Below are 12,592 nucleotides of genomic sequence, written 5' to 3' on the forward strand. Positions count from 1 at the left end.
GCTGCCGCGGACCCGAAGGCGAGTTCATGGAGCAGACGCGCCCCCGGATACGCCGCCGGGGCGGACCCCACCGCCTCGGAGCCCTGGCCGCCCTCGCCTCCCTCACCCTCGCCGCGCTGACCACCGCGAGCGCCACACTCCCCGCCCCGTCCCGCGCCTCGGCGGGACCGGTGGCCGCCCCCGACGCGACGGGGCTCGGGCCCTGCCGTATCCCCACGACGTTCGGGGTGCAGATGTCGGAGGGCATGCCGACCCCGTCCGGGTACGCGGCCTCGACCGGACCCGTGCGCGCCCTGAATCTCATGATCGACTTTTCGGACGCGCAGGGGGAGGGCTCGGCACTCGACCGGCTCGCCGAGTTCTTCCCGCAGACGTCTGAGTGGTTCAGCACCAGCTCGTACGGGCGGCTCAGTTACCGCCCGCACGCCCCGGTGAGCGACTGGCTGCGGATGCCGATGCCGTTCGCCGCGTACGGGATAGAGCGCGGCTCGTCGTACGAACCCGGCTACCGGCGGCTCGTCCAGGATCTGGTCTCGGTCGCCGACCCCAAGGTGGACTTCAGCGCGTACGACCTGGTCAATGTGCTGGTCACGCCCAATGCCGGGCCGTCCGCGCTGGACACCGTGCTGTCGGTGACCTTCTCCGGGAACGAGGACGCCCCGTACGCGGACGGCGTCCCGCTCGCCAACACGTCCTTCGTCTACAGCCGCCAGGACGACGGCTCCGGGTCGTACGCGGAGACGGGCTATCGCGTCCTGCCCCACGAGAACGGCCATGTCTTCGGCCTGCCCGACCTCTACACCCATGACGGCGGGGGCGCGGTCGGCCACTGGGACATCATGTCCGAGGACTGGGGAGCCAACAACGATCTGCTGGGCTGGCACAAATGGAAGCTGGGCTGGCTGGACAACAGCCAGATCAGCTGCGTGTCCGCACCCGGCACCACCGAGTACGCGCTGACCCCGCTCGCGACCCGGGGCGGCTCCAAGCTGGCCATCGTCCCGGTGGACCAGGACAGCGGCTACGCGGTGGAGGTGCGTACCCGGTCCGGCAACGACGAGGCCGTGTGCGAGCCGGGCGTGCTGATCTACCGGGTGCGGACCGGCGTGGACACCGGGCGGGGCCCGGTCACCGTCATGGACAGCGAACAGGACAGCGGCGGCTGCACCCGGCGGCCCAATGTGCACGCGGAGCTGTCCGATGCGCCCTACCAGCCGGGCGAATCCTTCAGCGACCGCGAGACCGGGGTGCGTATATCCGTGCTCCGGGAGGACGCGGGCGGCATCTACCGGGTACGGATCACCCGCTCCTGAGCCGGCACCACCCGCTCCCCTTCGGCCGGCACCACCCGCTCCTCCTCGGCCGGCACCACCACTCCTGAGCCGTGGTCACGCCTCCTTGAGCAGCTCCAGCTGCTCCCGTACGGGTTCACGCAGCTCGCGCTTGAGGATCTTGCCCGTCGGGTTGCGGGGCATCGGCTCGTCCCGCAGCACCACGTGCGCCGGCACCTTGAACGCGGCGAGCGTCCTGCCGACGTGCTCCCTGAGCCCGTCGGCCGTGACCAGGGCGCCGTCCCGCAGCTGCACGACCGCCGCGACCTCCTCCCCCAGGACGGGGTGCGGCACGCCGAGGACGGCCGCGTCGGCCACATCGGGGTGGTCGTGCAGCACGGCCTCGACCTCGACGCAGTACACGTTCTCGCCGCCGCGGATGACCATGTCCTTGATCCGGTCGACGATGCTGACCCGCCCGTCGTGCACGGTCGCGAGGTCGCCGGTGCGCAGCCAGCCGTCCCGGAAGGCGGCCGCGGTCGCCTCGTCGTTGCGCCAGTAGCCGCGGACGAGGGACTGGCCGCGCAGCCAGAGTTCGCCGACCTCGCCCTCGGGCAGCGCCTCGCCGGCCGGACCGGCGATACGGACCTCGGTGGCGGGTGCGGGACGGCCCACGCTGCCGGGGTTCTCGCGGTATCCGGCGCCGAAGTTGGCGAGCACGCCTCCGCTGGTCTCGGTCAGCCCGTACCCGTTGCGCGGTTCGATCCGATGCCCGAAGCGTCCCGTCAGCCGGGCCACGAGATCGGGCGGCGCGGCGGCTCCGCCGGTGCTGAGGTTGGTGAGCGTCGCCAGCTCGGACCCGGTGCGCTCGGCGGCGTCGAGGAGCTGCAGCGCGGTGGCCGGCACGCCGGAGTAGTGCGTGATCCGGTGCTGCTCGATGAGCGCGAGAGCCTGCTCGGCGTTCCACTTGCGCATCAGGACGAGCGTGCCGCCGGTCGCCATCATCGCGTAGAGCGTGGTGAAGGCGGCCACATGGAAGAACGGGAACGTCATCAGCACGACGGGCGCCCGCCCCTGGCCGGGCACGATGCCGCGCGCGAGCGCTGCGGCGGTGGCGTGGAAGCGCGGGTTGGCCGCTGCTCCCGCCTGGGCGAGCTGGGTGGCGACGGCGCCCTTGGGCCGGCCGGTGGTCCCGGAGGTGTAGATGATCGTGGCGTCGGCCTCGGCCGCCACCTCGACCGCCGGCGGCGCGGCCAACGGATCGGGCTCGTCGAAGTCCTCGTACCGCTCGACACCCTCACCCGTCGGCCCGTCGTGATGGAAGACCACGGCCCGCACGCCGTTTCCTGCCCGCCACGCCTCCGTGCGGGGCAGCCGCTCCCCGTCGACCAGCAGCACCCGCGGGGTGCAGTCGTCGAGGGCGTATGCCAGCTCCTCCTCCGTCCACCAGGCGTTGAGCGGCACGGACACCAGTCCCGCCAACTGCGTTGCCCAGAAGGCGATCTGCCACTCGGGGTGATTGCGCATGGCGACGGCGGCCCGGTCGCCGGGACGCAGCCCGTACTCCTCGACGAGCCGCCGGGCCAGCGCGCTCGCAGCGGCGAAGAACTCGCCGTAGGTGTACGTCCGGCTCTCCGCGACAAGGAACGGCCGGTCCCCGAACGCCCAGGTGGCCTCGACGAATTCACGTAGGGTGCGCGGTCCGTCCGCGTACTGCAGCCCACCGTCCTCGGCGCGTACGACGGCAAAAGGAGCACCGGGCGCGGTCAGCGCGGCCTCGGGGCGGACGGACGGATCGGGGTGCGGCACAGATCGCCCCTCTTTAAGCGCTTGCTCAGTACGTGCGCGACGCTATGCGGGGTCCTCGGCACCGTCAAGGTTCAAAAACCGCCCGACGAGAGACACGGTCATCGCGGGCGTTCATCGCGGGCGGTCACCGCGGCCGGGTCCCGATCCTGGATGTCCGGCTGCCGGCCCGGACGCGCCGCCCGCCACGCGTACCGTCGACCGGTTCCTCTCCGGCCTGAGCAGGGCCTTCTCGGAGCGGAAGCCATGCTCGCGAAAGAGCCCCGCCCCGCCCGCGAAACCGGACCGGGGCATCGGCCGCCCTCGGTGAAACCGTGCTGAAGCCGCGTTGAAGCCGGCCACCCGGAAGCTCTGCGGCATGACTTCACCTCACCACGACACGCCGCCCCGGCCGGCCATCGCGGTCAGCGGCCTGCGCAAGGCGTACGGCGACAAGCTGGTCCTCGACGGCATCGATCTGCACGTCCCGCAGGGCACGGTCTTCTCCCTGCTGGGCCCGAACGGCGCCGGCAAGACCACCGCCGTCCAGATCCTCTCCACCCTGATCACCGCCGACGGCGGCCGGGCGAGCGTCGCCGGGTACGACCTGGCCGAGCGCCCCCAGGAGGTGCGCGCCGCGATCGGCGTCACCGGTCAGTTCTCCGCCGTGGACAACATGATCACCGGCGAGGAGAACATGGCCCTCATGGCGGACCTGCACCACCTGGGCCGCCGCGAGGGCCGGCGGATCACCGCCGAACTGCTCGAACGGTTCGATCTGGTCGACGCGGCCAGGAAGCCGGCCTCCACCTACTCCGGTGGCATGCGCCGCCGCCTCGACATCGCGATGACCCTTGTCGGCGCACCGAAGGTGATCTTCCTCGACGAGCCGACCACCGGGCTCGACCCGCGCAGCCGCCACAACATGTGGGAGATCATCCGGGACTTGGTCGCCGGAGGCGTCACCGTCTTCCTCACCACGCAGTACCTGGAGGAGGCCGACCAGCTCGCCGACCGCATCGCGGTCCTCAGCCAGGGAAAGCTGGTCGCCGAAGGCACGCCTGACGAGCTCAAGCGCCTGGTTCCCGGCGGCCATGTCCGGCTGCGTTTCGGCGACGCCGGCTCGCTCGCCGCAGCCACCCGCGCTCTCGGAACCGGAATCCCGGACGAGGAAGCGCTCTCCCTGCAGGTCCCGAGCGACGGCAGCATCCACGCCCTGCGCTCCGTGCTCGATGTGCTCGACGGCGCGTCGATCGAACCCCAGGCACTGACCGTGCACACCCCCGACCTGGACGACGTCTTCTTCGCGGTCACCGGCCGCCCCGACAACGAGAAGGTGCAAGCCCGATGAGCTCGACGACCACTCCCTCGTACGCCCTGCGCGACTCCATGACCATGCTGCGGCGCAATCTGCTGCACGTGAGGCGCTACCCCTCCATGACGGTCGCCGTCGTGGCCATGCCGGTCATCATGCTCCTGCTCTTCGTGTACGTCTTCGGCAGCGCGCTGAGCGCGGGGCTCGGCGGTGGCGGCGACCGCGCCGCGTACATCGCCTATGTCGTGCCCGGCATCCTGCTGATGACCGTGGGCTCGGGTTCGCTGCCCACCGCGGTGGCCGTCTGCACCGACATGTCGGAAGGCATCGTCGCCCGCTTCCGCACCATGGCGATCTCCCGCTCGTCGGTCCTGGTCGGTCACGTCGTCGGCAGTGTCATCCAGACGATGGTCAGCCTCCTCATGGTGGCCGGCGTGGCACTGGCCATCGGATTCCGCTCCGGCGCCTCGGCCGTCGAATGGCTGGCGGCCGCCGGTGTCCTGGCCCTGATGTGCTTCGCGCTCACCTGGCTGGCCGTCGGCCTTGGCATGGCCAACCCCACCCCCGAAGCGGCCAGCAACGCCGTACTGCCGCTGTCCTTCCTGCTGCCCTTCATCAGCAGCGCCTTCGTGCCGGTGGACTCGATGCCCGGCTGGATCCGTTGGTTCGCCGAGTACCAGCCGTTCACGACCGTCATCGAGACCCTGCGCGGACTGCTCACCGGCTCGGAGATAGGCAACAACGGCTGGATGGCCGTGGCCTGGAGCCTCGCGATCGCCCTGCTCGGCTACGTGTGGTCGAAGAAGCAGTTCAACCGCGACCCCCGGTAGGTCCGGCTCCCTCCGGCACGATCCGCCCCTCCACGGAGAAAGGCACCACCCCATGTCCGAGAACACCGTCAACGCCGTCAACACCGCCGGCGCCGCCAGGACCGCCAACGCCGTCCACCTGACGCCCGAGCTCGTCGAGGACCCGGTCCAGGGCTACGCGAACCTCCGCGCCACGACCGAACTCCCCCACGTGGTGCTCCCGGAGCTGCAGACCCCGGTCCGGCTCATCACCCGCTATGCCGACGTCAAGGCCGCCCTGACCGAGCCCCGGCTGATCCGGGACCGCTCCAAGGTCCCCGGCGGCACCGAGGGTTCCGACGCCCAGGACGAGCTGATGGCCGCCGCGTTCGAGGGCTTCCCGGCCGAGTACGCGAAGTACGTGACCGACCACCTGTCGCTGTTCGACGGCGAGGACCACGCCCGCCGGCGCGCCCCGCTCACCCGCGCCTTCACCGCCCGGCGTATCGCCGCCCTCCGCTCGTTCGTGGAGCGGGCCGCCGCGGATCTGATCCACGAACTCGCCGCGAAGGACGAGGCGGACCTGCTGGGCGAGTTCGCCTATCCGCTCACCACTTTCGTCATCTGCGAGCTCGTCGGCGTCGACGAGGCCGACAGGCCCCAGGTCTGCGCGTGGATCCGCGACTTCGCGTACGGGGACGGCAGCCGGATGGCCGACGGACTCATCGGCATCGTGGAGTACGTCAAGGCGCTGATCGTGCGGCGCCGGGCGGAGCCCACCGAGGACCTCGTCTCCGCACTGATCGAGGGCGGCCGGGAGGGCGACGAACGGTTCACCGAGGACGAGTTGGTCTCGGTGGTCTTTCTCCTGATCAGCACCGGCATCACCCCGCCCGCTCTCTTCCTCGCCCACGCGGTTCTCGCCCTGTTCGACCACCCGGACCAGCTGGCGAGGCTCCGCGCCGAGCCGGAGCTGCTGGAGCGGGCCGTCCCCGAACTGCTGCGCCACGTCACCCTCGTACGGATCGGCGCCTCGATGTACGCCACCGAGGACTTCGAGTTCGCCGGGACCGCGCTGAAGAAGGGCGAGACGGTGACGGTGGCGCTGCTCGCCGCCAACCACGACCCGCAGGAGTTCGGCGAGGCCCCGGAACGGCTGGACATCACCCGGGAGTTCGGTCGCGGTGACGGTCATCTCGCCTTCGGCCACGGAGCCCACTACTGCCTCGGCGCGGCTCTCGGCCGCCTGGTCACCTCGGTGGTCTTCGACCAGGTTCTCGTCCGGCGGCCGGGCACCGCGCTCGCCGTGGGCCGCGACGAGCTGGAGTTCGGCCACTGGCCGGCGGACGGGTTCCACCTGCTGCAGCTGCCGGTACGGCTCTGACCCGCGCCCGGTGCACCGCCACCGCCACCTTCATGCCCGGCACCGGTCCCCCTGCCCCTCCCGGTCCCGCTCCCGGACCAACTGCAGGGCAGCCTCCGCGAGATCGTCCCGCTCCAGGGCGGCATACGCCGACACCGCGTCGTCGTACGCCGCCCTGTCGGCGTCCTCGGCCGCGCTCCGGGCCCGGGCGGAGGACATGGTGGGCTGGAAGCTCCGCAGGCAGCGGAAGCGCTCGGCCAGGGCGATCAGCCGGACCGCGGTCCTGAGAAGGCCGGCGTCGCCCGCGCGGCCTGCGCGGTCCAGATCGGCCATGCCGAGCGCGAACAGCAGCGCGCCACAGATCGGAAGATCCACCAGGGCCCGCTGCGACACGGCGCCCGGACGGGACAGCAGGGCCGTCAGACGGTCCGGCAGTACGGCGGCGATCTCCTCGACGAGGTCGAGCCGGCCGTACTGCGCATGAGCGGCGACGCACACGGCCTGGATCTCCAAGGCCCACGGTTCCAGGTCGAGTTCGGCCCCGAAGAGGGGTTCCCCCACGTTCTCGAGGCGCTCCGCGGCACGTCGCCACAGCGCCAGGCCCGTCTCGGTCCCACCCCGCGCGAGCGCGATCTCCGCGCGTGCCCCGAGGTCGGGGGTGAGGATGTCGGCGGCGTCCTCAGGCCGGTTGAGCACGGCCAGCTCCAGCCATCGCTCGGCCTCGTCCATGTCGCCGGTCTGCAGGTTTCCGAGCACCATGCCCCAGCGCAGGCCCATCATGTCGCTCCACTCACCGAGCTCGTCGAGCACCCGCATGGCCTCGCGCATTCCGCGCAGCGCCTCCTCGCCCCGCTCGGTCTGCAGACACAGTTCACTGAGCCGGGACAGAGCCATGATCTGCAGCCACGGGACGCGCCGGTCACCGAAGGCGCCGAGCATCCGCCGGGCGGCCGCCATCGCCCGGTCCGGTTCGTACTCGCTCTCCCACACATAGCTGGCCACGCCCTCGGCGACACCCGCGAGGAGCGGCTCGCTGCTCCCGCAGAGCGCGTTCAGCACGGTGCGGTCCGGCCCGAACACCTCGGGTACCGCCCCCATGACCGTCGCGATCGCTCTGACCAGGGTGTCCGCCGGGGCGGGCGGCAGCCGGCGCAGAGTGACGAGGAAACGCAGCGGCCCGGTTCCGACCCCGAGAAACACATTGACGGTGACCAGGGCCGCGAGAGTGCGGACCGCCTCGACGAACTCGGGCTCCGGCCGGAAGTGCGAGAGCAGCCGGCCGGTGTCCCCGGCCAGGGCGATCAGCCGGACGTAGTTGGCCTCGGTGGTCCACAGGCTGCCCAGCACCGCGGCGGTCGCGGCGACCGTAGGAGCGTCCTCCTGGGCGAGCGCGAGTCTGAACGCCCTGACGAGGTTGTCCTGTTCGGCCCGGATCAGCCGCCAGGACGCGAAGGCATCGGGGCCGAAGGGCGCGTCATGGTGCGCGAGGCCGAAGTCACGGGCCCAGCCGGTGAACTGACGCAGCACGTGCTCGGTCTCGCCGGCCTTCTCCCGGTGGACCGCGCTGAACTCCCGTACGGTCTCCAGCATCCGGAAACGGGTGCCGGACGGGGTGTCGGTCACCTTGAGCAGCGACTGGTCGACCAGGTCCTCCAACACCTGCAGGACCTCCGGGCCGTCGAAGGGATCGAGGAACAGCTCGTGGCCGCCGATCAGGTACTCGGCGGCATCTGCCGTGAAGCCCCCGGGGAAGACGGAGAGGGCGCGCAGGGCCGTGCGCCCGGCAGGATCGAGGAGATTCCAGCTCCAGTCGACGACGGCGTGCAGGGTGCGGTGGCGCTGCGGCGCGTCCCGCGCGCCACCGCGCAGCAGCGCGAACCGGTCCTCCAGACGCCGGGCCATCTCGGCGACCGACATCACCCGCACCCGGGCCGCCGCCAGTTCGGTCGCCAGCGGCAGCCCGTCCAGGTGGCGGCAGAGCTCCGCGACCGGGCCGGCCGGCAGCTCGATGTCCGGGCGGGCGGCGCGGGCCCGCTGCTCGAACAGCTCGACGGTGGTCGCCAGGTCCAACTCCGGGAGGAGATACACCGATTCGGAGGATATGCCGAGGGGCGCCCGGCTGGTGGTGAGCACCCGCAGGTCCCGGGTCATCGACACCAGGGCCCGCACCAGTTCGGCGACGCCGCGCACGACGTGCTCGCAGTTGTCCAGGACGAGCAGCACCGGGCCGGCCCCGAGGGCGCCGACGATGCCGGTCAGCACGTCCGTGGAGAGGCCGAAGCCACTGACGGGCGCCAGCCGGGACTCGCCGACACCGAGGACCGACGCGACCTCGCCGGCCACGTCCGCGTCGTTGGTGACACCGGCGAGCGCGACCAGGTGCACCACGCGCTGCTCCGCGTCCCGGCTGACGGCACCGGCGAGCCGGGTCTTGCCGAGGCCGCCGGCTCCCACGATCGAGGTGACCCGTGAGATGCGCAGCAGGTTCGCCACGGCGGCGATGTCGGCGTCGCGCCCGAGCAACGGATTCGGCTCGTGGGGCACCCCGCGCCGTACCACGGGCGCCTCGCCCCGCAGCAGCTCCTGGTGCAGGGCCTGGAGCGCGGCCCCGGGGTCCGTACCGAGTTCGTCGCGCAGGGTGCGTCGGTAGCGGTCGTACGTCGCCAGGGCGGCGGAGGCCCCTGTGGTGGCAGCCTCGCAGCGCATCAGTTCGAGCAGCAGCTCCTCGTCCCGCGGGAGCTCGCGGACCAGCCCCGCGAGCGACGCCACGGCTTCGTCCCGGCGGCCGCTGCGCGCCATTCCCAGAGCCCGGGCCCTGGTGAGGGCCCGGTACGCCACCGCCCGCTCGGCCCGCAGCGCGGCCACGGGATCGTCGAGCCCGGCGCTCCCGGCACCGTCCCCGCCGCCGTCTCCGTCCCACAGCTCCAGCCCCGCCTCGGCCTCGGCGAGCGCGCCCGCGTGATCCCCGGCCCGGGCCTTCTCCGCGCTCGCGGCGGCATGCAGCAGCACGGCGGAGGCGTCGACCTGGTCCTCCCGGAGCGCGAGCCGGTACCCGGTGGGCGTACTGGCGATCACGTCGGCCCCCACCCGCGCCCGGGCCCGGGACACCAGGATCTGCAGCGCCTTCGTCGGATTCTCCGGCTGCTCGTCCGGCCACAGCCCGTCGACCAGCCTCCCCGTACTGCACCCCCCACGGTGTTCACCGGCGAGCAGCGCGAGCAGCCCGCGCAGACGGGGGGCGGTGATGTCCTGCCCTTGGCAGGAGACCGACGACAGAAGGGTCAACTCGATGGCCACCGCAGCAGGTTAGCCAGCACCGGCTCGGGCCGACACGTCAGCCGACCCGCACCACCTGGAACCGCCGCCCCGGCCGCTCGGTGACCTGGCGCAGCGGCGCCAGGACTTCGATGTACGAGCGGATCGCCGAGACCTCGTGGCAGGGCAGACCCCGCTCGGCGCAGTGCGCCGTCGTCAGCGGCCGGCACTTGCGCAGGAAAGCGTGGTCGACCGAGGTCGTCGTGACCGCGCACTCCCTGTGCGCCGACGGGACGGAACGGACATCCCAGTCGGCACACCAGACCGCCGGCGCACCCCCACCGCGGCTGAGGCGGCCCGCCTTGTCGCAGGTCAGCGACTCGACCCCACTCCCGAGCAGTCGTGGTGCCTTATGGGGGCGCACCCCAGCAACACGATCCGCTAGGCTGTCAGCGGTCAGTCGGCTACTCGATGTGTGCCGGGGAAGGTGTCCACCGGGACATCCCGCCCAATCACGCGCGCGTGTCAGCTGACCAGGGCGTTTGGCTCGCCGTGACACGGATCCCCACCAAGGTTTCCGGCACGGTTTCCGTCAGGCCCCGCCTTCGTAGCTCAGGGGATAGAGCACCGCTCTCCTAAAGCGGGTGTCGCAGGTTCGAATCCTGCCGGGGGCACCAGGCAAAGGGCCCCGGACCGATCAAGGTCCGGGGCCTTTGACATCAGCTTTTGACATCAACGACGGCAGTCACCCACGGTCGGGCCGTCTCTTGAGCAGCCGGTCCATGTGGCTGATCGCCTCCCGTTGCATGTCCTGGACGACGTGTGTGGACTCCATGGTGATGCTGATCTGACTGTGCCCAAGAATCTGCATCACGACGCGAGGCGTTACCCCGGCCGCGGTGAGGAGCGTCGCGCAGCCGTGCCGGGCGTCGTGCAGCCGGATGACGCGGAGGCCGGCGGACTGAGCGACGCGGGTGAACGAGCGGTACACGTTCCGGGGCTCGACCGGAAGACCGGTGCGCGTGGCAAAGACGTAGCCGCCCTCGTCCCACGACTCCCCGCACGCTGCCTAGCGGCGGCCTGCGCATCCGGTGCCAGCGAAGCGGCGCAATGCACATCGCCGGGAGCGGCACCGCCCGACGACGGCGGCCCTTGGACGACTCCAACCCCTTCGCTCCGATCATGGGCACCAGGTACAGCCGGACGTGAGCTTCGTACTTGTCGTACGTGCTGAGCTTGCGACGGGGCTTGATCACGTTGTCCAGACAGTAGGGCAGCCACTCGGAGAGCCTGGCCGAGCGGGTGGGCACGGGCGCGCCCTGGTCCACCGTGTCGAGCAGGTAGCGGCGCTCGGTGTCGCACTCGGCCCAGGAGGGTGGTGGGTTGAGGGAGAGGGCCCCTGTGCGGGATCAGCTCATGCCTATGCACGCATTATGTTCTATGGCATAGTCAATATCAGGGTTCACGAGGAGGGCAGATGGCGCGCACCAAGGGCAGCACCCGGGACCGGATGGTCGACAGTGCGGTCAACCTGTTGGCAACACGCGGCGCGGCCGGGACGACGATCGACGGCGTGCTCGCGGCCAGCGGCGCACCGCGCGGATCCGTTTACCACCACTTCCCAGGCGGTCGCGAAGAGTTGATCACCGTCGCGGCCCGTGCAGCCGGTGAGCGCATGGCCGTGCTCCTCCAAGAGGGCGACAGCCCCGCGCAGCCTCGGCAGGCGCTCGCGCAGTTGGCTGACTTCTGGCGAACCCTTCTCACGGTCAGCGACTACCGGTCGGGCTGCGCGATTGCGGCGCTCACCGTGGGTGGCGGAGAGCAGATTCCGGCGGCTTCCGACATCGCCCGCGAAGTCTTCACCGGATGGCAGAACCAGTTCCGCGACCTGTTGTGCGCGAACGGGTTCGCCGCACCGCGTGCCGCGACGCTGGCCACCCTCACCGTCGCGTCGCTCGAAGGCGCGGTGATCCTGGCCCGGGCGCAGCGCAGCACCGCACCTCTGGACGCGGTCGTCAGCGAGCTCACCGAACTGTTCTAACTGCGACTGGCCCCCCAGACCCCGATGCGCCGCATCCACGCGGTCTTCGCTTCCATGCACCGCCCACCCAGGGAGAAATGCCATGCCCATGCTCGATGTCTACATCCCGACCGGCGCGCTCGACCCGGACGCCGAACGCACCTTGATGGACGAACTCACCTCGATCTTGCTGCGCGCCGAGGGCGCAGACCCGTCGAACGCATTCGCCCGACAGATCTCCTGGGCGTTCCTGCACCGCCCCGAGGTCTTCGTAGCCGGCGCTGTCCCCGACAAGCCGCACTACCGGGTCATCGCGTCGGTTCCCGAGGGCCAGCTCAACGGCGCAGCCAAGAAGCAGCAGCTCGTTGCCGAGGTCACTGACGCCATCGTGCGCGCGGAGGGTGCGAACGACGAGAAGGCCCAGGATCGGGTCTGGGTGTTCCCGCTCGAGATCCCCGAGGGCCACTGGGGTTCCTTCGGCAGCATCCAGAGCCTGGGCAACATCCTGGGCGCGGCCATCGGCGACGCCGACAAGGGCCGCGGCGTTGCCCAGCACCGCATCGCCCAGAGCCGCCAGGAACGCGGCCTCCCCACCGCCTGAGCTACCGGACTTCGTCCTAAAGGCCGGCAGGGAAGGTCCTGCTCGGCACTCTGACCAATTGGCTGCCCGTCCTGCCGCCAGGAGTCATCCGAAGGCAGGGCGGGCGGTCAGACCACGTGACGATTCGGCTGATCTGCTTCCGGCGAGGTCCCCTGGAGGGGGACCTCGGGCGAGCTTTGGACGTCCGTTTCCCC

General features: G+C 71.2%; 9 protein-coding genes, 1 tRNA gene and 1 pseudogene. 7 read left to right on the forward strand and 4 right to left on the reverse strand.

Annotated features, from left to right (window positions below; translation table 11 throughout):
- Window positions 1-26: 26 nt before the first annotated feature.
- A complete protein-coding gene (locus ABZ208_RS04115) occupies window positions 27-1,313 on the forward strand; it encodes a M6 family metalloprotease domain-containing protein (RefSeq protein ID WP_356908014.1) in 1,287 nt (428 codons plus the stop codon).
- 75 nt (window positions 1,314-1,388) lie between these two features.
- Here ABZ208_RS04115 and ABZ208_RS04120 read toward each other — a convergent pair whose 3' ends face one another.
- Window positions 1,389-3,080, reverse strand: a complete 1,692-nt coding sequence (locus tag ABZ208_RS04120; RefSeq protein ID WP_356908015.1) for a class I adenylate-forming enzyme family protein — start codon at window positions 3,078-3,080, stop codon at window positions 1,389-1,391.
- Between the two features lie 355 nt (window positions 3,081-3,435).
- On the opposite strand from ABZ208_RS04120, the gene ABZ208_RS04125 reads away from it, so the two are divergent.
- The 3 genes from ABZ208_RS04125 to ABZ208_RS04135 are packed head-to-tail and all read left to right on the forward strand — an operon-like array spanning window position 3,436 to window position 6,543.
- Window positions 3,436-4,407 (forward strand): ATP-binding cassette domain-containing protein, encoded by a 972-nt coding sequence (locus ABZ208_RS04125; RefSeq protein ID WP_356908016.1) that lies wholly within the window; start codon window positions 3,436-3,438, stop codon window positions 4,405-4,407.
- Window positions 4,404-5,201 (forward strand): ABC transporter permease, encoded by a 798-nt coding sequence (locus ABZ208_RS04130; protein WP_356908017.1) that lies wholly within the window; start codon window positions 4,404-4,406, stop codon window positions 5,199-5,201. Before ABZ208_RS04125 ends, ABZ208_RS04130 begins: the two co-directional genes overlap by 4 nt.
- Before the next feature lie 52 nt (window positions 5,202-5,253).
- Window positions 5,254-6,543: a cytochrome P450 gene (locus ABZ208_RS04135; RefSeq protein ID WP_356908018.1), complete on the forward strand. Its 1,290-nt coding sequence runs from the start codon at window positions 5,254-5,256 to the stop codon at window positions 6,541-6,543.
- Between the two features lie 30 nt (window positions 6,544-6,573).
- Here the strand turns inward: ABZ208_RS04135 and ABZ208_RS04140 are convergent, their stop codons facing one another.
- Window positions 6,574-9,819, reverse strand: coding sequence for a BTAD domain-containing putative transcriptional regulator (locus tag ABZ208_RS04140; protein ID WP_356908019.1), 3,246 nt, complete (start codon window positions 9,817-9,819; stop codon window positions 6,574-6,576).
- A gap of 37 nt (window positions 9,820-9,856) precedes the next feature.
- Window positions 9,857-10,201 carry a hypothetical protein gene (locus tag ABZ208_RS04145; RefSeq protein WP_356908020.1) on the reverse strand — a complete coding sequence of 115 codons (345 nt, stop codon included), beginning with the start codon at window positions 10,199-10,201 and terminating at the stop codon, window positions 9,857-9,859.
- Between the two features lie 177 nt (window positions 10,202-10,378).
- Here ABZ208_RS04145 and ABZ208_RS04150 point away from each other — a divergent pair.
- Window positions 10,379-10,454, forward strand: a tRNA-Arg gene (locus ABZ208_RS04150).
- Between the two features lie 68 nt (window positions 10,455-10,522).
- Here the strand turns inward: ABZ208_RS04150 and ABZ208_RS04155 are convergent.
- A pseudogene (locus ABZ208_RS04155) lies at window positions 10,523-11,150 on the reverse strand (tyrosine-type recombinase/integrase); the annotation flags it as partial.
- A gap of 104 nt (window positions 11,151-11,254) precedes the next feature.
- Here ABZ208_RS04155 and ABZ208_RS04160 point away from each other — a divergent pair.
- Both ABZ208_RS04160 and ABZ208_RS04165 read left to right on the forward strand, forming a co-directional pair.
- Window positions 11,255-11,818, forward strand: a complete 564-nt coding sequence (locus ABZ208_RS04160) for a TetR/AcrR family transcriptional regulator (protein ID WP_356908021.1) — start codon at window positions 11,255-11,257, stop codon at window positions 11,816-11,818.
- An 82-nt stretch (window positions 11,819-11,900) separates the two neighbouring features.
- Window positions 11,901-12,398, forward strand: coding sequence for a tautomerase family protein (locus ABZ208_RS04165; RefSeq protein ID WP_356908022.1), 498 nt, complete (start codon window positions 11,901-11,903; stop codon window positions 12,396-12,398).
- Window positions 12,399-12,592: the final 194 nt, after the last annotated feature.

The organism is Streptomyces sp. NPDC006208, from assembly GCF_040613775.1.
GTDB lineage: Bacteria > Actinomycetota > Actinomycetes > Streptomycetales > Streptomycetaceae > Streptomyces.

Coding starts and splice junctions, on each gene's coding strand:
- ABZ208_RS04115 (WP_356908014.1), top strand. CDS start 27: ATGGAGCAGACGCGCCCCCGGATACGCCGCCGGGGCGGACCCCACCGC.
- ABZ208_RS04125 (WP_356908016.1), top strand. CDS start 3,436: ATGACTTCACCTCACCACGACACGCCGCCCCGGCCGGCCATCGCGGTC.
- ABZ208_RS04130 (WP_356908017.1), top strand. CDS start 4,404: ATGAGCTCGACGACCACTCCCTCGTACGCCCTGCGCGACTCCATGACC.
- ABZ208_RS04135 (WP_356908018.1), top strand. CDS start 5,254: ATGTCCGAGAACACCGTCAACGCCGTCAACACCGCCGGCGCCGCCAGG.
- ABZ208_RS04160 (WP_356908021.1), top strand. CDS start 11,255: ATGGCGCGCACCAAGGGCAGCACCCGGGACCGGATGGTCGACAGTGCG.
- ABZ208_RS04165 (WP_356908022.1), top strand. CDS start 11,901: ATGCCCATGCTCGATGTCTACATCCCGACCGGCGCGCTCGACCCGGAC.